This is a genomic window from Aliikangiella marina, from assembly GCF_007004765.1.
Lineage (GTDB): Bacteria > Pseudomonadota > Gammaproteobacteria > Enterobacterales > Kangiellaceae > Aliikangiella > Aliikangiella marina.
This window is the reverse complement of record NZ_VIKR01000002.1, coordinates 81,533-104,931: the sequence shown is the minus strand read 5'-3', so window position 1 is coordinate 104,931 and position 23,399 is coordinate 81,533. Positions and strand designations below refer to the sequence as shown.

Here is a 23,399-nt window from a genome sequence, read left to right as displayed (position 1 = left end):
TGGTATAAAGTGCGCCCTTTCCGCGGCAGGAAGGCAATAGAGCGATTCTCTAAGCAATATTTTGCCGTTTTTAAAGAGTATTTTAAGAGGCTAATACCATGTCACGAGTATGTCAGGTTACAGGTAAAAGACCTGCAACAGGAAACAATGTATCACACGCGAAAAACCGCACTCGTCGCCGTTTTTTGCCAAATCTTCACACTCACCGTTTTTGGGTTGAGAGTGAGAACCGTTTTGTAAAACTTCGCGTTTCTGCAAAAGGTATGCGCATCATCGATAAAAAAGGTATTGATGCAGTTTTAGCAACTATTCGTCAAAATGGCGTTAAGGTTTAAGGAGACTCATCATGCGCGATAAAATCAAATTAGTTTCATCTGCTGGTACTGGACATTTCTACACCACAGACAAAAACAAAAAGAACACTCCTCACAAGCTTGAATTCAAAAAGTACGACCCAGTTGTACGCAAGCACGTGATGTACAAAGAAGCAAAAATCAAATAGATTGATTTTTTAGCTCGTGTACCGAGTAGCCTAAAAAAACCCAGCAATCGCTGGGTTTTTTATTTTATACCAAGAGTAACCATTGAACTCATTGATACCGAGTCTATTTCCCAACCGTTGATGAATTAATCAGCACCCGATGCGTTCTAGCCAAATTTTCGATGTGCTTTTTGTCTCTTGGCCATGTCAAGACTTCGCCTTTAAAGTACAAGTTTCCATTGGTCATTAACTCAATACCTGGCTTAAATTGGTGAGTTAAAACTTGTTTCACAACAAGGAACAATCGTTCAACAACCTTGTCAGCGTCGACGCCAAATCGAGGCTTATCTTTTCCACTTAATAATATTGGCTGATAAACGGGATATAGCGCGCCGTAAAGTCCAGAACAGCGCAGAATCAAGGTATTTATGGGAGAATTTATCAATGCGGATTCCGCAGCAACAAGGCCTTCCCCCTGAGCTGACAAAGCACGTGTTTCGGAACTTGCCTTTATTAAACCACAATCATAACCCTCATAGACCCTGGTAGAAGACACCATCACTAGACTGGTAACGCTAATCTCGCCAGCATCGATCTGTTTGATAAGCCCATTAAAAATGTTATTCCATTGCCAACTCGACTTTCCTCCGCCGCGATGTCTCGCCGAAATACACACCACTAGTAAGTCGATTTCATGAGGAAGTTGCGGATCATTTTGTTGACGGGTACACAGGCCGCTAGCAACATCAAGTCGCGCGCTTAGATAATCGATATTTTGCGATTGCAAAATATCGATCAAGCTGCCGCCAATTCTTCCCTGACCGCAAATGACGATACTGGGAGACTGGTTAGCGTTGACAGGTTCCACAATACACCGTTGTTCTTTGTCCAATTTGCTTTTGTTTCAGCGGCTTTTGACAGCTAGGACAAGGTTCACCCTCTCTGCCATAAACAAGAAAATTGTGTTGAAAATATCCTGGTTTTCCATCGGCTGCAGTAAAATCCTTTAGGCTGCTACCGCCTGCTTCGATCGCCTCAGCCAACACCAACTTAATTTCTTCGACAAGACGCTCGATTCGAGCCTTTGATACTTTATTCGCCGGTCTTTTTGGATGAATTCCCGCGCGAAATAAAGATTCTTGCGCATAGATGTTTCCAACGCCAACGACAACATGGCTGTTCATAATTAGCGGCTTGATCGCAACCTTGCGACTCTTACATATCGAAAATAAATAATTCGCATCAAAATCGTCGGTTAGCGGCTCAACTCCTAACTTTGCTAATAATGGATGCGTTAAGCCTTGTTTGTTGAGAATAAAACTTCCGAACCGTCTTGGATCGTTATAACGAATGATTTTCTGATTAGCTAAACAAATATCAATATGATCGTGTTTTTCAACCGGGCGGTTATCGTCAACAACTCGCAAGCTACCTGACATTCCCAAATGAATCATCAAATACCCAATATCAATCTCCAACAATAAATACTTTCCGCGACGAGAGATGTTATGAATAGTCTGTCCATTCACTTTTCGCGCCATCGATGATTCAACCGGCCATCGAAGCTTTTTCTCACGGATGATTAATTGACTGATTTGTTGATTAATACAGTGTGGTGCGATTCCGCGTCCACTTGTTTCGACTTCTGGTAACTCTGGCATATTAACTGACTTCTGGAAAATATAAACTTCGCTCAGCTGAAGGTAATTCTATTAATTGTTGGGTGGTGATAAACGCGATTAACAGTGAACCTTTACGATTAATCACTTTGCATACCACTGGCTGAGCGACTGTCGAAAAATATAACAAGACAGTTCTTCCGCCGGACGGTAATGATTGATAGGTCTCACCAGGTTTATTCACTAAACTCTGCCAACGATCAGCTATGGCTTGAATTTCAACGGCCTGCAACTGAGCGCTACTCGATAACCAATTTTGTTGCTCGCGCCATATTTCGAGGCCACCAAAATCTATACGCACCAGCTCTACGACACGATCAGTTTGTTCATCGATATTCTTTTCCATAATTTTACCGATAAACAAAAACAACAAAACCAAAGCACTAATCACAAATATGATCAGGTTTGTCCATTGCTGTTGGGTATAACCAAGGCCTTTTCTAGGCATTAAACCTCCGACGCTTGCGCCAAAACCAAAGGAGCAACAGTAAGGAAGGAAGTAGCAATCCATACCCCCAATTAAACACAAAGTGTCCTAGTCGCGAAGGCCGCAAACTCGAATCTCGATTTTGTGCTACTTGTTGCTCGTCAATCGGAAGGTTAGTCAACCAGCTGATAAGGTTCAGCGCAAACTGTTTATTCGCATAGTTATTAACCGCAGAATCAGACGCAAAATGACTATCACCAACAACGACAACTTTCTGTTGATTCGATTGATCAACGCGTGCAAGTGCTATATCAAAACTCCCCTGAAGTTCGCCTTGTTCCTGGTTGAATGCGAGCTGCTCGGATTCGACGTTAAACTCTGTCCAAACACCTTGTGGCGTTCGTAAGATAGAAGTGTATTCAACGTTGGGGTTCACTTTTAATTCGACAACTTCGAGCGCACTAGCCCAAGGGAACGCCAAAAGATTATTGAGCTTATTAACCGTTGGATGGTCAGTTAACTGGTTAACAATCACAATCGCTGGATGTGGAGTCCCTCCTTGATAACCACTCCAATCGACTAAAGTACCAGGAATTCTGCTTATGCCGATCGTCTCCTCCAAACGAGGAGGCATGACACTATCTGGGTCGACCATTAATAGCAGGTTGCCGCCATTTTTTAAGTAGTCTAAAACTAAATCTTCTTCTTGTTTTTGCCAACTTTGCTTACTTGAAGCAATCACTAACAAGCCAGTATTGTCGCTTATTACAGGCGTAGTTGTTAAGTTTTGAGCAGCCACTGGCCAACCCATCATTTTAATGGTGTTGTGCAGCTCTCCAAGATCGGATGTATTCTTAGCAATTGGACTAGCTTCCCCGTGCCCCTCAACAAAAGTTATCCATTGAGACTTACGACGCAGCATTTGACTAATCGCCATTTCAAAAGAAGCTTTCACGTTGTATTCAAGCGGGTAAGCAATGGCTTGATACATTTCGCCAAGTTGAAACTGAATATACTCACCTTGATATTGGAATTCAGGTCCGAGAGATTGTCTTGCTCGGAAACTGATCTCGCTTTTGTCATAAAATCGTTTAACTACATCAAAGCCACGTAAAATTTCATCGCGATTAGTTTCTTCATTGATGACCGCGGTGATTACAAGAGGCTGATCTTGCTGTTCCAGTTTAGTTAATAAAATTGAATCTAACGAGTTTCGCTTGTCGTTGGTAAGATCCCATTGTCCTTGATAAAGCCCTGCGGTCGCGACTAAAAACACGCCAATAAAGAGTATCGATAAAGGTTTATTTTTGTTGCAAGTCAAGCGCCTATGGAGGAGTAAAAACCCCAATGAGAATAAAAATACTAGCCAACCAGATAAGGCGATCAAATCCGCTACAACGACAATGCCTTCTCTAAATCGATAGAAAGGACTGAGCAAACCTCGCCAATAACTTTGCGACCATAACAAAGCGTTCATGCTGTCGAACGACAATAAAGTAGCGACCAAAATAGTGCTTAATAACAACCCCGTTAAAACCCGAGATGCGACAAAGTTACAACATACAACGACCATTACCCCGACTAATCCGACCGATATCAAGCCGATAGCTGCAACCAACAATCGAAGCGTGTCGAGTTGGCTTGCAAAGTCAATATGAATCGATATTAATAAAAAAAACAACCAAGGAATGAAACTAATAATGATTATTGGGAAGACCAAAATTAAGTAGCTTTGCAGAGGTGGTATGCCGGCTTGATAGATAAGGAAGCTTTGCCCCAACTGGACTAGCCGGGGCATCAATTGGACTGAAGCAATTATCCCTACCAGCAACTGGCTAATCAGCGTCAAACCCGCTAATGGCATAATGACTTCATTGAAAACCGATAAACTACTTAAGTTTTGCGCTTGCAAAAATAGAAACTGCTGATAGCTTAAACGAGTAAAAAAACCCATTGCAACTAGCACCGCGACCAAGGTTATTATTACGCTTGGACTTCGCCACAATAGCCGAGTAAGATTTGCCATTAAGGTTTTCATTAACCTACAAGTCCCCGTTTGCTAACGCACTAAAAATAGGTAACAAAGATTCTTTCGGCGACGCACAAAACCGAACAACTGCCGTATTTTTATCACAGTAATTTTTTAGGTCTTGCATCGACTGAGCATCTGCAGTTGTCACTTTATATAGTTGACTACGCTGCCCAGAATAGCAGGCGACAAAACGCATTTCTTGTTGCTCACTTTCACTGAAAAAGGCCTCCAACTCTTGAACAGATTCTTTGGTCATTAACCAACATTCATCCGTTTCAAATAAATCGATATCGGCAACTAATTGTCCATTATGCAACATCAATACTCGATCGGCGGCTTCAACGGTTTCATTAATATGATGCGAAGAAAAGATACAGGTTTGACTGTCACTCAGTCGTTTAATATTGTCGATGAACCTTTGCTGCTCAACAGGATCAAGTGCCTGCGTTGGTTCGTCTAAAACCAAAAATTCTGGGGCGCCCAAAAAGGCTTGACTGATAATGAGTTTTTGTAGATTACCTTGAGAAAGCGCCGACATAGGTCGATGTAGAATATTCTCTAGACGCCAAAGAGAAACAACATTTTCAATTGCATTATCTACCGACTTATTCTCTGCAAATTTTGTTTGCGCACAAAGGTAGAGGTATTCGCTAGCACTGAGGTTAGTTATTGCTTGAGTATTCGCATACTGCACCCCGAGATTTCTTTTGAAGTCTAAATCTTGAGCGCTTCTGCCGTTTATCGCCACTCGCCCGTCTTGCGGCTTTATGAGCCCAGTCAAAATTGCAATTAAGGTCGATTTTCCGGCACCATTGAGACCTACTAAAGCAACTTTTTGACCACGGTCTACGGTCATTGAAAGGTTATCAATGATTAATTTATTTTTTTCCCTGAAAACTAATTCGCTGACAGATAAACACTCAACGGAGTTTTTTGGTTGCATACAAACAACTTCTCGTTTGATCGATGAACTTAATATACCAAAGTGTCCGTCGATGTTCAGCAACCATCAACTTTCAATTTGCAACCTAGGCACAAATTAACGAATAAACGATTTAATTTCGGAGCGTTTAGATTACTTTTTAATCACTTGAACTTGGTTGAGTCCTGCTAGCTTTATTTGATCAACTGTCGACACGAGTATCCCTGAACTCGCAACTTCATCAGCTTGAACGATGGCTCCGGCATAATTGGAGTTTATCAGCTCCGATTCAACATTCGCTTGTACCCTGTTCACATCGGTTTGGCGACCACCGATTTGAATCATTCCAAACTCATCGATAACGACGGATAAAGTTTTTTGCTCGCTGGGTTGGGTCGTATTTTGCTCCGTTGCCCGCCAATCAATCGCTTCTTCTTTGACAAAAGAAGTCGCTACAATAAAAAATATTAGCATGATAAAGACAATATCCAGCATCGGTGTCATATCCGGTGACTCGAACGGCTCGGCTTGTTTTCGATAACGCATTTATTTCCCCTCCAGTTATCTCCACTGAATAATAAAGACCTCAGTTAATTACAACGGAGAAGACCTTTAAAAAGGGGTTACTGTTTATATTGCTGGGTTTGACGTATATAGATGACGAAAACAAATTTAACCACTAATGGCTTAGTTTATCGAAAACGGTTCCAGTTCAATGCTAGCGACATATCCGCCTAACAAGGAGACAGTTCCATGGTAACGGTGCTCGCCAGTTGAAGTAAAATCGAAGTTATAGCGTCTTTCTATTCGCCAGCGATTGCGACTGTCTTTGATTAATCGCAGTTTACTTTGCACAACGGTATGGTCGAGCAATTGGACTCCAGCTTGCTGGCATCTCTGTCTAGCAGCTCGCAATGCGGTTGCTTTTAGTTGCTGAGTTACCCACCAATAATACGCTAGCACGCCAAGGATAATTAAAGTAATGACTTTGCTCATTGCGGATCTTTCAATAAGAATTTCCAGAGACAAAAAAGGCGACTGCTAGAGTCGCCTTTTTAGATTACGATATAAACTTACTTAACCGGTTTAACAACCGTTACCTGTCCGGCACCGGCAAGCGTGGCTGCGTCAACAGCTCTAACCACGATTCCGCTTTTTGCTGATTCATCAGCCATAACGACAACTGAAGCTTTCGGTCGTTTCGCTCGTGCAGTTTCTACGTTAGGTTGAATTGCTTCAACATCAATTAAACGTCCATCCATAGTGATATCGCTATTTCCATCGATTGATATCAAGATAGGGCGCTGTGGATTAGGCGGCGCATCTGGCGGCGGGTTCATCGGTGGACGACCGATTTCAATTCCATCTTCTTTCACGAATGAGGTCGTTACGATAAAGAAGATCAGCATTATAAACACGATGTCTAGCATCGGTGTCATGTCGACTTCTGTTTCGTCATCGAATTGTTTTCTCTGTCTACGCATTATAAGTCCTGTTTGCTTCGTCGAGGCTTCGCCTCTAACTTATAGTTCTTTAACTTTATTTGGTTTTCTTTATATTTCAGTGCCTTATATATCGTTCTCAAGCCATTAGCACTGTTATTTTGAGGCGGCTATAGAAATTTAGGCTAACTATAACCAGTGGTCTGGAATAAGTCTAGCTTGGTTTAGACTTATTTCAGGCCAAATAGTTTATTCAACAAAACTATTTCCAGTGAGGTTTTCGTATTTGACAATCAGTTGCTCACGCGTTTCGGGGTTATTCGCATCCAACGGAATACAATCTACCGGACAAACTTGCTGACATTGGGGTTCCTCGTAGTGGCCAACACATTCAGTACACTTGTCAGGATCAATTTCGTAAATTTCAACCCCTTGTGAAATTGCCTCATTCGGGCATTCGGGCTCACAAACATCACAATTAATACATTCGTCAGTGATAATAAGTGACATAACCTGATATCTCTCTATAAAACCGGGCCGCTATTGTACACCAGCATTATCAGATCACCAACGATCTGCATGCTATTTAAACCTCATGCGTTAACTTTGAAATCTTTTCGCCAATGCTTGGCTGACTTGAACTGGAACAAACTCGCTAACATCGCCACCTAAAGCAGCAATCTCGCGAACTAAAGTAGATGATATAAAAGAAAACTGTTCTGCAGGCGTAAGGAATAAACTTTCTAACTCGGGGGCCAAACGACGATTCATATTGGCTAATTGGAACTCGTACTCAAAGTCAGAGACCGCGCGTAACCCCCTCAATAACACGTTAGCGTTTTGCTTTTTCGCAAAATCGACTAACAACCCAGAAAACCCACAAGCCTCGACATTTTTCATGGGCGCAATCACTTGTCTCACAAGATCGACTCGCTCATCGACATCAAAAAGCGGGTTCTTGCCGCGGTTTGTCGCCACCGCTACGATGACTTTATCAAACAGTTTTGCCGCTCTTTCAATCAGGTCAAGATGACCGTTGGTTATCGGGTCGAAGGTTCCTGGGTATAAAATTATTTTTGGCATGTTGGGACCGTTTAACTGATTCAGTTTAACTTATCATATCAGCAATACGGACGAGATCTTCTGGCGGGTTCGCACCAAGCTCTTTTCCTAATTGCGTTGCTAGTTTAGCGACTATCCCATAAATGCTCAATTGTGGGTTTACGCCCAAACTCGTGGGAAACAATGAGCCATCCATCACCGACAGGTTTTCCAAGCCATTAACTCGCCCAGAACTGTCGCACACACTGTTGGAATTCTCTCCACCAAAGTGGCAACCTCCCATCACATGAGCGCTCATTACCTGAAACCTAGACGTAACAGTCGGCAGCGCTTTAATCGCTTTTTCAGCTTGCCGCCAACTGCCATAAAAGGATGCATCCATGTGAATTGGCAAAACACCTTTCGCGCCCGCGGCAAACTGAATTTCGGTCAATTTCAATAGTGAGTCTTTCAGTGCTCGCCACGTCATATCGCTAATTTGATAGTCTAATTGTGGATAACCATAACTGTCTAGACTGACTTCACCGCCAACACTTTCGCTGTTAAATCCATCCCGGATTAACGCCAAGCTCGCATGAAAATGGGCGAAGTCTTTCATTAGCTCAAAGTGCTTGTCGCCATGTTGGCGAAGCATTATCGCTGAAATAGTCGGATGCAAAGGAGGTGCTTCTAATTTATAACCCAACTCTCCGGCAACCCCGTCACGCCACAAAAACTCATCACTGTATACGCTTTGCGGTGCGCCTTGATAGGCATTCACCTTATCGGGCATTCGTCCGATACACGCTGAAACTGGATGCAAAAAGGTTCGCTTGCCGAGCGAAGAGCGACGATCAATTTGAGAGCTTCTGAGCAAAATGGCCGGTGAACCTATGGCACCGGCTGACAACACAATGTGCTTGGCGACGACTTTGGTGACCCTTTTTTGCTTTACTTGACCGTTTTTGTCCATGCTACTCAGCCATAAACCATCAATTTTGGCACCATTAACAATCAAGGATTCGACTCGTGCCCGCGAAAACAGCTGAGCGCCATTTTTAAGTGCTTCAGGTATACAACTCACCAACATCGACTGTTTCGCGTTAATCGGACATCCGGTACCACAATAGCCGAGGTTGGCGCAGCCGTTTACATTTCGACGAATAATTTGATGAGACCAACCGAGTGCGTCTAAACCATCCGCTAATTTCTGATTATTCGCGTTGGGTGGAACCTCCCAAGGGGCGATATTTAATCGCTGTTCCGCCCAGGCAAACCAGGGATCTAGCGCTTCTCTGTTAAATCCCTTTAAATTAAATTCTGATTGCCAATAATCGAGCGTCTGACTCGGGGTTCTGAAACTTGACGTCCAATTAACTGTCGTTGATCCTCCGACGCACCGCCCTTGCAGTATTTGAATAGACTTATCCAGAGTTTGCCGAGAAGCGACTTCTTGGTATAAGTCAGCGTAAGCCTCTTTTTCTCTCATCTTGAAATCAGCTGAGGTTCTCAAAGGACCCTCTTCAACAATCAACACCTTCAAGCCGCTGCGCGACAATATTTCCGCAGCGACACCGCCTCCTGCGCCGCTGCCAACCACCACCAAATCAACGGTGATTGATTGAGGGGGCGTTTGTTCCGAAAAATTCGTTGTGTTGGGGTATGAAATTGTCACTTTTGCACCAAAAAATAATTTACTCGATTACGAATAGGCTGATATTAAAGCTGTCGTCCATCAAAAAGGTGGCCCTGGGTAATCAATTGTCGGCCATGCGTCCGCTTCAGCATAGACTGCCCCTAGGATCGTTTTGTGTAATCCAACGTAGGCATCTTGCAGGAGTCCGATAGAATGCTCCCGAATTGAGTCTAGAAACTGATTAACTTGACTAACATCTGCCGCCTGCCAATTAACCCAAACTTGAGCAAGTATTAGTCGCCCAAACGAGTTGCTCAAACCATCTAGCAATTGCCTTAATTCGTCCTGTGTTCTCAGAGGGAGTAACATGATCGCCTTATCTATGTTTGCAATCGTTATGGCAACGCTTGGCTGCTGGGGAATACCACTAGTGAACACAGGGATCAGTACCGACAGAAGCACTTGATCATCCTTAGACAGGAATCCCAAATTTTCTGTCTCCGAGTAATCCAGTTGGTTTTGCTGATACATTTGCAGGGCAGCAACCCCGCCCAATGCAGCAACACTCGCTGCAAGCGTGTTTCTTATAAAGTGTCTTCTTTTCAAACTCGATGTCTCAGGGCAATATACTTATGTTGCGACTTGTTCATGCTGGTAGGACCAGAAACATCTCAGATTAAAACATTTATTCAAATTGCGCCAGGAATTGCGGTATTCTTTTTTCAAGATAATATTCAGCTCGCCAAGGCCAGTTACCTCCCACAAAACCAACATGGCCACCGTATTCGGCCAATTCAAAGTCGACTTTGTCAGATAAGTGCTCTTCTCGAGGTATAACATTTGTATTCATAAATGGATCATCTTTGGCGTGAATCACTAAGGTTGGGATCTTGATAGACTTGAGAAAGGGTTGGCTGGACGCTTTTTGATAATACTCTTCAGCACTCCCGAAACCGTGCAAGGGTGCGGTGATTTGATCGTCAAAAGCCCAAAAGTTGTTCAGTCTTTTGATTTCCTCTGGGCTCAGCGCGATCGCATCTTGATACTCCATTTTCTTGTAAAGCGCTTTAATTTTCAGCGTTTTGAGTAAGCGCCCTGAATAAAGGCGAGAAAACCCCTCGTCGATCGCTGTCGCGCACTCATCCAAAAGCAGAGGAACAGAGACCGCTACAGCCGCTTTTACTTGGTTGTTTGGATGATTTTCGCCGAGCCACTTGAGCAGAACATTTCCGCCGAGAGAAAAACCGACTAAATAATCAACCGTGATCGACTCATTTTCGAGCAACAGTAGAACATTTTGGAGATCATCACTCACGCCGCTGTGATAGCTTCTAAGTAAGCGGTTACTTTCGCCGCTACAACCTCTAAAATGCATAACCGCGACTTGTTTACCTTGGCCAATCAAACTATTTACAATGCCGCGCATGTAATGAGAGTCAACCGATCCCTCTAAGCCATGGAGCAGTAATACTGTCGGAGCGTTTGCTATCGCATAAAAGTCAACATCAATGAAATCCCCATCAGCAAGATCGAGGCGAATACGTCGCATCGACGGTTTTTTGGGGACTAACCGGAAAAGCGCGCCCCAAATCGTCTGTACATGCCTATTTTTTGCCCACCACGCTGGCTTAAATTGTGATTCAGTTAACACTCAAAACATCTCTGGCTGTGAAAAGATTACCGTTTATCAAATTATGCTCTTGTTCGTCAAAATATTTCCGATAAGAGCAAGATAGGCGTCTAAAATCTTTGCAAGTTGTCATTTTTCTCTGATTTTATCTCATTGAGCGTTCATCGACGAAAGATTTGAGAACCAGTTACTTGGCAATTGCTAGAATTTAGACTAACTTTGTTAGAGAACTTATTGTTTTTAGTGAGTTTTTATTTAAATTTTGATTGTAAATTGAGCTACGATTGGGTAGTCTCTTTTACAATACCTAGATATTAATCTAATAATCGTCAATAAAAACGCAGTGATTCCTGCTTGTCAGGTAATAGGAGACCTTGTGATGGATTGGTTACGAAAAGCATCCACACCGATTAAACAGCTTTATCTCACAGCCACCCTTGTAATGTTTGCAATGCTAACAGCATGCGGTAGTGGTGGGTTTGATGAGGATACCGGACCTACCGGCGATAGCGGTACTGGAGGTTCTCAAGAGCCGACCATTACTATCAGTTTGAGTCTTGTTTCTGCAGCATCCGGCCAGCCAACTCAAACAATCACCTCGTCTAACCCTGGAAGAGTGGTCGCCACCGTAACGGGGATCACCCAGCCAGTGATCGTGACTTTTTCTACGGATGTGGCTGCAATTCCAATCCCTACAGCGATCACCGATGGAAGCAATCAAGCGACGGTTGATATCCTGGCCGGTAGCTCACTAGGTGCAGGCACCGTTATCGCTACTGTAGACACAGGCGAGAACGCATCATTGGTTTATGCCGTTGGCGCAACGAATTTGCAAATGGGTAGCGGTTCACCCTTTCAAGAGGGCGTCGCGAATGTTGGCAATACACAAATTTCTGCGGGTGGTACAACAACGGTCAGCGTCACTATCGTTGATGAAACGGGGCAACCGTTTACCGATCCTGTTGATGTTAACTTCTCTTCCGCATGTACTAGCTCTCAACCAGCGACAGCAACATTAAGTTCTCCGATAACAACTGTTAACGGCGTAGCGTCAAGTACCTATTTAGCCCAAGGTTGTGTCGGTGATGATCCAATCAACGTAACCGCAAATGCAGGCGGGATCAACCTCTCTGCATCGGGCACGGTTAACGTCTTATCAGCTGATGTCGGTTCGATTGAGTTCGTATCTGCCACGCCAGAAAATATTGCAATCCTAGGTGCCGGCGGATTAGGTGGTTCCGAAAGTTCTACTGTAGTGTTTAGAGTCAGAGATACCAATGGCAACCCTGTCAACGGTCAGCTTGTGAATTATTCTCTTAACACAAATGTTGGTGGCATCGCTATTAATCCGACTTCAGCAACAACTAATTCTGAGGGCTTGGTGCAAACAGTCATCAATTCGGGTTCTGTAGCAACTACGGTCAGAGTCACAGCGTCGATCGACCAAAGCGACCCGCTAATCTCGACTCAATCAAGCAACTTGGTTGTTTCTACCGGTATTCCAGACCAAGACAGCTTCAGCTTATCAGCGAGTACAATTAATGTTGAAGGTTGGAATATTGATGGTAACACCACGACCGTTACAGCCAGGCTTTCAGACGCATTCAATAACCCAGTACCAGATGGCACAGCGGTTTCATTCACCACAGAAGGTGGTTCTATACAACCCTCTTGTACTACTCAAAATGGTGCTTGCTCGGTTACATGGACCAGCCAAAACCCAAGACCTGAAGGACAAACACTCGCAGAAAATGGCATCACGCCAACGGTTATTAATGGCATGGGGCAAAAATTCGGTGGGCGTGCAACAATCGTTGCCACAGCAATTGGAGAAGAGTCATTCCCAGATACTAACGGTAATGGACGCTTTGACGCTTCTGAAGTAACTGCTTTTGCCGGAACCAATATTAGTGGCGAGCCTTACGATTTAGATGAAGCTTTCGTCGATCATAACGAAGATGGGTTGTACAACCCTGCGCAAGCGGGTGGAGAAACCGGTGGAGAGCTGGAAACTTTTAGCGACTTCAATAATGACAGTTCATTTACCGTCGCTGATGGTTTATACAATGGTGTGCTGTGCTCAATCCCCGCGCATGCAGGCTGTTCGTCAAACCAATCACTTAATGTTCGCGCTTCGATTGTGCTGATCATGTCAGGAAGCAATGCCAACTTCACAATTAATAGCACAAATGACGCGACTGCAGATGCTGCATCCGATGATCCCAACGATCTTTCACTTGTCATTGATGGGCAAAACTCTGGCACAGTCACTGTGACAATCGCTGACCTGCATAATCAACCAATGCCAGCAGGCACAACCGTGACTTTTACTGCTACTCAAGGTTCTGTTCAAGGGTCAAGCGTATTTACATGGCCAAATGACAATAACAATGGCGGAAGAGCTTTCTCTGTTACAGTGAAAGGTAGTCAGCAACCTGGAAATGGTACTTTGATTATTGAGGTAGAAACACCAGGGGGACTGGTAACAACTAACTCTGCAATCAGTATCATTAACAATTAGAGTCGCTACTCATGAAAAAGGCCGCATTAAGCGGCCTTTTTTAATAGAGTCGGTTTTAATACGCCCTACCTATGATACTGCTCGCTCAACTCATGCACAGCATTTACATAAGCCTCAACATTGGCAGGGTCAATTGTTGGGTGGATTCCATGACCTAGATTGAAGACATGACCGCTACCTTTACCAAACTTTTCTAAAATATCTCCGACTTCTGCTCTGACTCTTTCAGGGTTTGAGTAAAGAACGCATGGATCCATATTGCCTTGAAGCGCAACTTTATCACCAATACGACGTTTCGCCTCGTCGATATCGATCGTCCAATCCAATCCAACACAATCAGCGCCAGTCGCCGCCATTTTTTCTAACCAACCCGCACCGCCTTTGGTAAAAATCGTAACCGGAATTTTCGTCCCTTCATATTCGCGATGTAACCCATCGATAATTTGTTGCATGTAATTTAGCGAGAAGTCTTGGTAGTTTTGAGTTGAAAGTACCCCACCCCAAGTGTCAAAAACCATCACCGCTTGTGCACCAGATTCGATCTGCGCATTTAAATATTCGGTCACAGACTTCGCTAGGGTATCAAGTAATTGATGCATAACTTGTGGCTGCTCAAAAAGCATTCCTTTTACTTTGCCAAAATTCTTGGTTGACCCCCCCTCAACCATATAGGTCGCTAAGGTCCATGGGCTGCCTGAAAAACCAATCAGAGGAACGTCACCATTAAGCGCTTTTCGGATGGTACTGACAGCATCAGTCACATATTTCAGCTTATCGAAAGTATCGGGTACAAACAGATTATCAACATCGGCTTTCGTCGCAATGACTTTTTCGAAGGCTGGACCTTCACCCGTCTTAAAATGAAGGCCTAATCCCATTGCATCGGGGATTGTCAGAATATCAGAGAATAGAATCGCAGCATCCAATGCATAACGTCTTAACGGCTGCAATGTCACTTCACACGCTAATTCGGGGTTGGTGCACAAAGCCATAAAGCTTCCAGCTTGAGCACGAATTTCTCGATATTCAGGTAAATATCGACCCGCTTGGCGCATCATCCAAACAGGAGTTTTATCAACCGGCTGGGAAAGAGCCGCTCTGATATATCGGTCATTTTTTAACATAAGAAAGCCTTCATAGAATTAACGCGCGCAATTTTAACCTAGTCACCGCTAGATTAAAATGATCGGTCGCAAAGGCTTTACTGAGGAATGGTGTTGATTTCTTGTTTTATCGCGTTTATTGACTTAATCCAGGGCTTTCCAGGATAGTTTCTTTGGCCATAGATTACTCGCGCGTTATCTGCGTCGGTTCGACTATTAAATTGGCCCGAGACAACCAAAAATAAATACTTGCCACCTTGCAGCCGTCTAAAAATCAGCATCTGTGATGCCAATGGATGTGAGTCCCTGAACTGCTCTGCGGCTTGCAGGTTGCTCACGCCAACCCATTGCAATGTATGCTGAGAGTCCAGATAGGTCAGTAGCTTTCGTTCATCAGCTGTTAGCTGTGCCTTCCCAGTCTCACTACTTTGATTAGAATTGATATTGTCCGCTGGACTTTCTATCTCATTAGTCTCAGTCCTAGGCGGCTCTGACGATTCTCGAGTTTGAGATTTAGATGGCTCATTCTTGCTATCTGTTTCTTGCTGGCTCTCTGCTACCCTAATATCCGTTGTATCGTTTTTATCAAGGCTCTCCTCCACTCTATTTTTAGTTTGAGAACTAACCTTATCGATTTGCGGTTCTTTTTTCGCTTCTAATGTCGTGGTTGCGGTTTCATTTTGCGCTTCATTTCCTTGATTCTCATTTTCTTGATTTTCACTTTCCTGATTTTCACTTTCCTGATTCATACGAGAGGACTGGTTTGAATTTAATGATTCTCCAGTATTTCCACTAGTCGAGTCAGAGACCTGGGTTAAGTCCGAGCGGTTTTCAGGGAGTGAGAGCACTTCTTGAGAGCGAGGATCTGATATTGTATTTTCTTGAGGAGCGATGAACTCGTTGATGTCATCTTGATAAATTAAAACGCCGGCCAACAAAAGCGCTAGCATTAAATAGGTTACTCCCATCAAGTATTTTTTAGATACCGTATTTTCTTCCAGTTTTGGTGCGGGTTTATTGGTTTCTGCTAGCCAGCGGTTTAACTGATAATTAAGATCGCCAGGATTGCCTTTACTGAGTTGCCATAAGTAATCAAGCTTCTGCTCGTCATACAGTGCATCAACGGTCCCTTCGTCGATAGACTGGAAGTCAGCAATCAGCGCTTTAGTCTCGTTTTTTTTGATCGGCTCTAATTCGAATACAACACAAATATTCGGGTTGTTGACGAGCGTACTCGTTTCGTTGAGCTTTTTCGCCAGCCGAGCATCACCCGCAAGCACCACGAAAATTTTAACCGCTTTTGAGCTCAACTGCTCGGCAACCAACATCATTAAAAATTCGAGGCAAGTATTGGGTAGAAGCTGAGCATTATCGACAGTCAAAAGAACACGACGATCAAAACGGTTTGCAACTCTGTCGATAAGGTTATCGGCTTCGTTCCAGCTTAAGTCTAACTGTAAGCCAATCGACTTTTCGAGTTGAGCAACGCTCATCTCGTCAGCAGCTTCAATCTGAGAGACCTCGGTTTGCCCTTGCATTCGCTGATTCAACTGCTCAAGAAAGAAGCTTTTCCCTGTACCCTCTTCACCAATAACAACTGTGCAAAGGTCCGCATATAGCACCTGATTTTCAAGTGAGTCTAACAGCTGACTCTTGTGTAAACTTACATAGCTCAATGTCGTCTACCTTTTTTGATCTTATTTAATCAAGCTGTTTGCTAATTGCCAACGCTACTGGCTTAGAATCCTTTTCCTCTGAAATGATGCAGTGGTTATCTTTTGGTAAAACCAACCTGAAACTGTCTGACAAATTTTTCTTATCAAGGCGCATAGCATTAATTAGTTCGTCGACACTCAGTGGTAAAGAGGTCTTACTGGGTAACTTTAACTTTTCAATTAATTGAAGATAAAGCGCTCGACGTTCTTCTGATACGAGCCCTCTGTCCGCAGATAAATTTAACGCCATTGCGATACCGATTGCAACTGCTTCACCATGAAGGTATTGCTTATATTCGGTTACTTTTTCGACCGCGTGCCCAAAAGTATGTCCAAGATTAAGTAAGGCTCGTTGTCCTTGTTCTCTTTCATCGGCTGCAACAACTTCCGCTTTCATTAAACAGCTGTAATAAACAATGTCACTAAGAACGTTTTTATCTCTTGCCAAAATAGCGGAAATATCATCTTGTAGACTCGAAAGAATTTCTTTGGAACCCAACATGGCGTATTTCAGCACTTCTGCAAATCCAGAATAATATTCTCGATCCGGAAGCGTATCCAATGTCGCGGTATCAATTATTACCGCTTTGGGCTGGTAAAAAGCGCCTATCATATTCTTACCAAGTGGGTGGTTGACTCCGGTCTTTCCACCAACGGACGAATCGACTTGAGCTAACAAACTCGTTGGTACCTGGATAAAACCCATCCCTCGCTGATAGCTAGCAGCAACAAACCCTCCAAGATCACCGATTACACCGCCACCAAGCGTTATCAAGGTATCATTGCGGCGAAACTGATTTTCAATCAAAAAGTCCAAAACTTTTTGATAGCTCTCTAGGTTTTTGTATATTTCTCCGTCGGGTAAAGCCAAAGAGTAAACTTTCAAATGCTTAAGTGACTCACTAAGCATTGCGAGATAAATTGGCGCGACAGTTTGATTTGATAGTATGAGGACTTTGTCACCGCGACAATATTGACTCAATAAGTCGCGGTTGGTTAAAAGTCCTTCATTAATGTAAATATTGTAGCTGCGCTCGGCGAGATCTAATTCAAGGGTGCGCATTCAGCTCGTTAGCCTTCTTGGATCTGCGATATAATTTTATTGGCTACCGACTTAATAGAGTTCTCATTCGTTGCGACAACGACATCAGCAATCTCCCGATACAACTGATCTCGTTTCTCGTTGAGTGCAATTAAAGTCGCTTCAGGATCTTCGTTTTGTAGGAGCGGTCTGCGTTTATCTCGTCGCGTTCTCTCAACCTGTTGCTCAATCGAAGTCTCCAAATAAACAACTATTCCCCTACCCGCTAAAAAAGTTCTATTTTCAGGCTCGGTGATCGCACCTCCGCCTGTCGCAAGTACAATACCTTGTTTTTGGGTGAGCTCTTCGATAACGCTCTTTTCACGTTTTCGAAAGCCTTCTTCACCTTCTATATCGAATATCCAATCAATTGGCGCACCGGTACGTGCTTCAATTTCTTGATCGGAATCGATAAATTCTAGGTGCAAAGTCTGAGCTAGTTGCTTACCAATAGTTGTTTTTCCGGCGCCCATCGGCCCAACAAGGAAAACGTTTCTTTTACCTTTCATCATAATTAAATACTAATAATTTCCCCATGGAGAAACGCAAGAACCCGCCTTGAAGCGGGTCTTGCCACTTTATTTAAGATGATTTCGTCACTAATTGATTGATTCTTTGACAATCTTTGGTGTAACGAACATCAAGAGTTCTTGTTTGGCGGAGGTTTCAAGCGTAGAGCGGAAAAGGGCACCAACTCCTGGTAAATCACCGAGGAAAGGTACTTTCGAAACGTCTCTATTGGTTCGCTGTTGATAAACACCACCAAGCACGACAGTTTCACCATTTTCTACTAATACCTGAGTACCAACTTCACGGGTATTGATAGCAGGTCCGATATCAAGGATATTTTCACCTCGAGTATCTTGGTTAACTGTCAGATCTAGGATTATACGATCATCTGGAGTGATTTGTGGAGTCACCTTGAGACTTAATACCGCTTTTCTCCATGTAACGGTCGTATTACCAGCGCTACTTGCCGTCAAATAGGGTATTTCTTCACCAGATTCGATATAGGCTTCTTTTTGATTGGCGGTAATAACTCTCGGCGAAGCAATTACTTCCCCTCGGTTTTCGCTCTCTAACGCGGATAATTCTAAGTCAAGAATGGTACCTTCTGCCAACCTAGCTACGGTCATACCGATGCTACCGGCTGGGTTCGAAACAGGAAGATCCACAGCAAAGGTTCTATTGGCTGGGTTATTGTTGAAATACACGCCGTCAGAACCAGCTGCCGAGCCACTTAATGCGCCATCACTTCCTCTGTCAGTGATACCAACTCTAACACCCAGCTCTTCTTCAAAGCCGTTGTCCGCTACGACAACACGAGATTCGATAAGTACTTGTCTAACTGGTACGTCCAAGCGTCTTACCATGGCTATAATTTGATCTAATTTCTTGGCTGTATCTTGGATAAGCAAATGATTGGTTCTTTCGTCAACCGCAACACTACCTCTCGCTGAAAGATAATTCGCTCCTTTGGTCATAATCAGTTCCGCAAGTGACTCTGCTTTTGCGTAATTGACTTGAATAAATTCTGATCGAAGCGGTGCAAGTTGTTCGATTTGCTTATTCGTTTGTAACTCTAAGGTTTCTCTTGCTGCAATCTCTTCCGCAGGGGCAACGAGCATTACATTACCGTTTGTGCGTTTAGCCAGACCTTTGGTTTTCAATACGATATCAAGCGCTTGATCCCAAGGAACGGTCTGTAACCTCAAAGTAATTGAGCCCGATACGGTATCACTGGTTACCAAGTTTAGTTCAGAAAATTCAGCAATGATTGCCAATACAGCGCGAACGGGGATGTCTTGGAAATTCAAAGACAATCTCTCTCCAGTAAACTGAGGCTCTTCTAATTTCTTGCGCTCAACTTCTTCCGGGGTTAGCGGCTTGAGTTCAATAACATAAGTGTTGTCAGCCTGGTAAGCTAAATATTCAAATTCATCCGAAGTCTCTACCGCGATTCGAACATTATTACCTACTCGACTGGTTGAGATGAGCTTGGCTGGCGTCGCAAAATCAATTACATCAAGTTTACGAATAAAGTCGCTGGATATATCGGCGTTGATAAAGTCGGCCAGTATTGTTCTACCCTCTTGTCTTAAATCTATTCCAATATTGGAATTGTTTAAGCCAACAACTATTCGGCCTTCACCTTGTTCGCCGCGTCTGAAATCTATTCCGCTAATGTCTTCGGCGCTGCGCTGAGCGCTTGCTGCTGACGCAGAGGCGGCTTCGCCTGAATTATCTGCCACTGCTTGAGAACTGTTAAATCCGGTATTAGCAACCGATTGATCCGTGTAACCAACGGTCATAACAAGATCATTCCCTTCTACTCGAGTCGAGTAAGGTACCATTTCAACCAAATTAACCACCAAACGAGTTCTGCCGCCTGCTTCCACTGCCGTTACACTTCTTGTAACGCCGATACCGATGCTGTGGGTCTTGCGTTTTAATGCACTCGATACTCCATCGAAATCCATCCAGATTCGAGCCGGGTTCTCTGTGGTGATTTCTTTATAGGCCGGTGGAGGTGCATCCATTTTTACCCGAATCATCACTCGGTCACCAGGCATAACGTTGAAGTCAATGTCTTGAATCTCGACTGCACTGGACGCCATTGGGAATAGCACAGCTACAAGCACGAGAAGTTTTCTTAAATGGCGAATAAACATAGCTCCTGCCCCTCGAATTTGTTTATTTTTAATCTTGCTTGGATAACTCATATTAACTCCTAAAGCTCGCCTTATTGGGCCAGCGCCATGTATACCGTGCGTTGTTCCCAACAACCTTTGCTATCCGGTACTAAGGTCGTAATTTCAATTTGTTGCTCTTCAATTTTCATGATCTGGCCGTGATTGATACCCAGATAGTTACCAACTGTAACGTGAAAAACATTGTCTTTCGCAGGACCAGCGGTCATTCTGACCAGTCCCCATTGCTTCTGGTTGTTATTAACGATACCAACCATTTCCATCGAATCTAGCGAGTACCTTTCTAAGTCCTCTTTTCTACGAGATGTATCAGGACGGATGGATTCATCACAACCGTCAACCAAAGCTTGCAATTGCGACTCTAATTCTGGCTCTAATTCTGAAAAAGGACTTTTCAAATGCGCCGATTGATAATCATGCGGCTTGTACTCTTTTACTTCCGGCATTGGCTTGATTCGACCGGGCGGTTTTGCCTTAATTGTATCGACCCATGCCCGCAGATCATTGGTATTCCCGCCACAAGCACTCAATCCTGCTACGCCAAGCGCTACTATGGCACAGCGCAGGAAAAACGAACGAGATCTAGGATTTTTTAATAACATATTATTCCTCTCCTGAATCCGAACGATAAGTCTTCGCAGTCACTTCCATTACCAACATTTTCTCTCCAGGAGAACTCGGTACTTCGCCATCGCCGATAGTGATTACAAAATCATGTAGGGTGACGATCCGAGGCGAGCGAGACACTCTACTGATAAAATCCGCGAGCTGATGGTAACCACCGCGCACTGTCAACTTCATTGGCTTTTCTGAATAAAACTCTGAATCTTGTTCATCTAAAAAGCTGACATCTTCAAGTTCACACCCGGCACCCGTCGCTGCGTAGGAAAACTCGTCGACCAACGCGGGTAACTCGTCTGATTTGGGTAACTGCTGCAATAAAGTGGTAAAACTGTCTTGGATGGTTTTCATTTGACGCTTATAAGCATCAAGATTAACTGCCTTAGACTGTTTAGTTTCAAACTCTTTCTTTAAATCGAATTCTTTTCTTTCAATGCTAACCAGAAGATCAGTTTGCGAACCAATGAATAAGTAATAGGCTAGCCCCACAACCAGTGAGAAAACGAGCGCCGCAACAGCACCTTTCGCAGCATTTGGCCACGATCCCATGTTGTTAAAATCAATGTCACTTATATCGAGGTTATTTAAATCATTTAAATCCATTATTCTTGTACCTCACCTTCCACTGTTGGTGAGCTGATTTTAGTACGCAGTAAGAAATTCTTTCTATTCGCACCAGAATCCTTGTCACCACTGATGGTCTCTAGAGGCCCCAAACGAAGCCACTTAGAAGTCGATATATTACGCATGAATTTCGAAATTCTCGGGCTTGACTCCGCAACACCATTAAATATCAAATCATCGCCTTTTCTCTCTACCGACGCGAGATTGACGCCCTCAGGCATATTCATGACAATTTCATCAAAAACATGAACAATTTGCGGTCGGCTTTTTTGCAAATCCTGAATAAGGTTCATTCGTTCAACGAGTTGTTGTCGCTCGTTCTCTAAAGTTTCGATTTCTTTTATCTTTGAATCCAGCTTTTGGATCTCTGATTGGAGGAATTTGTTTCTCGCTCTTTGGTTATCAAGCTCGCTATCGTAGTACGTATAAATAGTCCAAGAAACCACAACACCGAGTATCGCGACCAAGCCTAATACGCTGAGAAACTGTCTTTGCTTTTCTTGGCGGAGTTCCTCGCGCCAAGGCAGTAAGTTGATATTAGCCATTAATCAAAACTCCTTAATGCCAGGCCACAACAAATTACCAGTGACGGCGCATCTAAACTGAGTGCTTGGGCATTTACCTTCGACGACAATGACATATCTGCAAAAGGATTAGCGATTGACGCCGTAGTCCCAAGTCGTTCCTCTATCATTTCTTCGAGTCCATCGATAATTGAACACCCGCCCGCTAATACAATGTGGTCGACCTCGCCATACTGACTCGATCCGTAGAAAAACTGTAGTGAACGACTGACCTGCTGAATAATCGCTTCTTTGAAAGGCTCTAATACTTCTGGCTCGTAATCATCAGGCAGTCCGCCCTGTTTCTTGGCCATACCGGCTTCTTCGAAGGATAAGCCGTATCGTCGCTGGATTTCCTCGGTCAACTGGGAGCCACCAAAGGTTTGTTCGCGGGTATATATGGTATTGAAATCTTCCATAACGCTGAGACTTGTATTGGTCGCGCCAATGTCGGCAACCGCGATAATTTGGCCTTCGCCTTGGTCAGGTAATTGATTAGCTAATAACTTGAATGAACGCTCGATTGCATAAGCTTCGACATCGACAACTTTTGCGGTTAACCCTGCTAGCTCTAATGCATCAACACGACTGTATACATTTTCAGAACGAGACGCAGCTAATAACACATCAACTTTGTCAGGGACTTTTTCGGACTCTCCGATTACCTGAAAGTCGAGAGCAACCTCTTCTAGCGGATAGGGGATATATTGGTCAGCTTCCACTTCAATTTGGTTCTCCATATCATCTTCACTCAAACCTTTATCCATTTGGATGGTTTTGGTAATGACAGAAGATCCAGCTACCGCAACAGCGGCATGTTTAATACTGGTGCCTGAACGGCTAATCACTCTCTTGAGTGCTTCGCAAATAACTTCGGGATCTCGGATATCCCTGTCTGCCATCGCATCTTGAGGCAAGGGTTCTACGGCATAGCTTTCAACCCGATAGCGTGAACCGACCTTTCCCAGTTCGATCAATTTACATGCGGTTGAGCTGATATCTATGCCTACCAGAGCGGTCTTTTTTGTGCCGAATAGATTAGCCAGCATAATTCTAATTTTCCTATCTGTTTTATCCAGTTACAGGCGATAACTGCGTTTTCACTTTAAATAATAGCCCTAACTATAAGAAATTTCACCTATTTTTTCTTTTTATTGTGTCCAATTTCGC

The 23,399-nt window shown here is 43.7% G+C and carries 25 protein-coding genes; 3 read left to right on the top strand and 22 right to left on the bottom strand.

Annotated features, from left to right (window positions below; all coding sequences use genetic code 11):
• The first annotated feature begins 98 nt into the window (after positions 1-98).
• Positions 99-335 carry a 50S ribosomal protein L28 gene (gene rpmB, locus FLL45_RS06690; RefSeq protein WP_142941259.1) on the top strand — a complete coding sequence of 79 codons (237 nt, stop codon included), beginning with the start codon at positions 99-101 and terminating at the stop codon, positions 333-335.
• A gap of 11 nt (positions 336-346) precedes the next feature.
• Positions 347-502 carry a 50S ribosomal protein L33 gene (rpmG, locus tag FLL45_RS06685; protein ID WP_142892448.1) on the top strand — a complete coding sequence of 52 codons (156 nt, stop codon included), beginning with the start codon at positions 347-349 and terminating at the stop codon, positions 500-502.
• Between the two features lie 103 nt (positions 503-605).
• Here the strand turns inward: rpmG and FLL45_RS06680 are convergent, their stop codons facing one another.
• The 13 genes from FLL45_RS06680 to FLL45_RS06620 all read right to left on the bottom strand — a co-directional run bounded on the left by FLL45_RS06680 (position 606) and on the right by FLL45_RS06620 (position 11,311).
• The gene (locus tag FLL45_RS06680; protein ID WP_142941258.1) at positions 606-1,349 is read right to left on the bottom strand and encodes a Rossmann-fold NAD(P)-binding domain-containing protein; all 744 of its coding nucleotides are present in this window, start codon (positions 1,347-1,349) and stop codon (positions 606-608) included.
• A complete protein-coding gene (gene mutM / locus FLL45_RS06675) occupies positions 1,330-2,142 on the bottom strand; it encodes a bifunctional DNA-formamidopyrimidine glycosylase/DNA-(apurinic or apyrimidinic site) lyase (protein ID WP_142941257.1) in 813 nt (270 codons plus the stop codon). The genes FLL45_RS06680 and mutM overlap by 20 nt, the downstream gene beginning before the upstream one ends.
• Position 2,143: 1 nt before the next feature.
• Positions 2,144-2,608, bottom strand: coding sequence for a hypothetical protein (locus FLL45_RS06670; RefSeq protein WP_142941256.1), 465 nt, complete (start codon positions 2,606-2,608; stop codon positions 2,144-2,146).
• Positions 2,601-4,613, bottom strand: a complete 2,013-nt coding sequence (locus tag FLL45_RS06665) for a Gldg family protein (protein WP_185964360.1) — start codon at positions 4,611-4,613, stop codon at positions 2,601-2,603. The genes FLL45_RS06670 and FLL45_RS06665 overlap by 8 nt, the downstream gene beginning before the upstream one ends.
• Positions 4,614-4,629: 16 nt before the next feature.
• Positions 4,630-5,562: an ABC transporter ATP-binding protein gene (locus tag FLL45_RS06660; RefSeq protein WP_142941254.1), complete on the bottom strand. Its 933-nt coding sequence runs from the start codon at positions 5,560-5,562 to the stop codon at positions 4,630-4,632.
• Positions 5,563-5,694: 132 nt separating this feature from the next.
• Positions 5,695-6,087 carry an ExbD/TolR family protein gene (locus tag FLL45_RS06655; RefSeq protein ID WP_142941253.1) on the bottom strand — a complete coding sequence of 131 codons (393 nt, stop codon included), beginning with the start codon at positions 6,085-6,087 and terminating at the stop codon, positions 5,695-5,697.
• A 141-nt stretch (positions 6,088-6,228) separates the two neighbouring features.
• Positions 6,229-6,537, bottom strand: a complete 309-nt coding sequence (locus FLL45_RS06650) for a DUF3301 domain-containing protein (protein ID WP_142941252.1) — start codon at positions 6,535-6,537, stop codon at positions 6,229-6,231.
• A 77-nt stretch (positions 6,538-6,614) separates the two neighbouring features.
• On the bottom strand, positions 6,615-7,025 hold the full coding sequence (locus FLL45_RS06645; protein WP_142941251.1) for an ExbD/TolR family protein: 411 nt from the start codon (positions 7,023-7,025) through the stop codon (positions 6,615-6,617).
• A 207-nt stretch (positions 7,026-7,232) separates the two neighbouring features.
• Positions 7,233-7,493: a YfhL family 4Fe-4S dicluster ferredoxin gene (locus tag FLL45_RS06640; RefSeq protein WP_142941250.1), complete on the bottom strand. Its 261-nt coding sequence runs from the start codon at positions 7,491-7,493 to the stop codon at positions 7,233-7,235.
• Between the two features lie 90 nt (positions 7,494-7,583).
• Positions 7,584-8,066: a pantetheine-phosphate adenylyltransferase gene (coaD, locus tag FLL45_RS06635; RefSeq protein ID WP_142941249.1), complete on the bottom strand. Its 483-nt coding sequence runs from the start codon at positions 8,064-8,066 to the stop codon at positions 7,584-7,586.
• A 25-nt stretch (positions 8,067-8,091) separates the two neighbouring features.
• On the bottom strand, positions 8,092-9,699 hold the full coding sequence (locus tag FLL45_RS06630) for a GMC family oxidoreductase (RefSeq protein WP_246075795.1): 1,608 nt from the start codon (positions 9,697-9,699) through the stop codon (positions 8,092-8,094).
• 60 nt (positions 9,700-9,759) lie between these two features.
• A complete protein-coding gene (locus FLL45_RS06625) occupies positions 9,760-10,266 on the bottom strand; it encodes a hypothetical protein (protein WP_142941248.1) in 507 nt (168 codons plus the stop codon).
• A gap of 79 nt (positions 10,267-10,345) precedes the next feature.
• A complete protein-coding gene (locus FLL45_RS06620; RefSeq protein WP_142941247.1) occupies positions 10,346-11,311 on the bottom strand; it encodes a hydrolase in 966 nt (321 codons plus the stop codon).
• Between the two features lie 358 nt (positions 11,312-11,669).
• Here FLL45_RS06620 and FLL45_RS06615 point away from each other — a divergent pair, with 358 nt between their 5' ends.
• On the top strand, positions 11,670-13,811 hold the full coding sequence (locus FLL45_RS06615; protein WP_142941246.1) for an Ig-like domain-containing protein: 2,142 nt from the start codon (positions 11,670-11,672) through the stop codon (positions 13,809-13,811).
• Between the two features lie 65 nt (positions 13,812-13,876).
• On the opposite strand, the gene hemE is transcribed toward FLL45_RS06615, so the two are convergent.
• The 9 genes from hemE to FLL45_RS06570 form a co-directional block, all read right to left on the bottom strand.
• Positions 13,877-14,935 (bottom strand): uroporphyrinogen decarboxylase, encoded by a 1,059-nt coding sequence (gene hemE, locus FLL45_RS06610; protein ID WP_142941245.1) that lies wholly within the window; start codon positions 14,933-14,935, stop codon positions 13,877-13,879.
• 77 nt (positions 14,936-15,012) lie between these two features.
• On the bottom strand, positions 15,013-16,590 hold the full coding sequence (locus FLL45_RS06605) for an AAA family ATPase (RefSeq protein WP_142941244.1): 1,578 nt from the start codon (positions 16,588-16,590) through the stop codon (positions 15,013-15,015).
• Positions 16,591-16,615: 25 nt separating this feature from the next.
• Entirely contained in the window at positions 16,616-17,692 is a 1,077-nt protein-coding gene (gene aroB / locus FLL45_RS06600; protein WP_142941243.1) for a 3-dehydroquinate synthase, read from the bottom strand.
• Positions 17,693-17,700: 8 nt separating this feature from the next.
• Complete coding sequence (gene aroK / locus FLL45_RS06595) at positions 17,701-18,222, bottom strand: shikimate kinase AroK (RefSeq protein ID WP_425456672.1); 522 nt, start codon at positions 18,220-18,222, stop codon at positions 17,701-17,703.
• Positions 18,223-18,309: 87 nt separating this feature from the next.
• Positions 18,310-20,433 (bottom strand): type IV pilus secretin PilQ, encoded by a 2,124-nt coding sequence (locus FLL45_RS06590; RefSeq protein ID WP_210247135.1) that lies wholly within the window; start codon positions 20,431-20,433, stop codon positions 18,310-18,312.
• Between the two features lie 20 nt (positions 20,434-20,453).
• Entirely contained in the window at positions 20,454-20,951 is a 498-nt protein-coding gene (locus FLL45_RS06585; protein ID WP_185964359.1) for a pilus assembly protein PilP, read from the bottom strand.
• A gap of 73 nt (positions 20,952-21,024) precedes the next feature.
• Positions 21,025-21,645 (bottom strand): type IV pilus inner membrane component PilO, encoded by a 621-nt coding sequence (locus FLL45_RS06580; protein ID WP_142941241.1) that lies wholly within the window; start codon positions 21,643-21,645, stop codon positions 21,025-21,027.
• Positions 21,645-22,211 carry a PilN domain-containing protein gene (locus tag FLL45_RS06575; RefSeq protein WP_142941240.1) on the bottom strand — a complete coding sequence of 189 codons (567 nt, stop codon included), beginning with the start codon at positions 22,209-22,211 and terminating at the stop codon, positions 21,645-21,647. The genes FLL45_RS06580 and FLL45_RS06575 overlap by 1 nt, the downstream gene beginning before the upstream one ends.
• Positions 22,211-23,278: a pilus assembly protein PilM gene (locus FLL45_RS06570; RefSeq protein ID WP_142941239.1), complete on the bottom strand. Its 1,068-nt coding sequence runs from the start codon at positions 23,276-23,278 to the stop codon at positions 22,211-22,213. Before FLL45_RS06570 ends, FLL45_RS06575 begins: the two co-directional genes overlap by 1 nt.
• Positions 23,279-23,399: the final 121 nt, after the last annotated feature.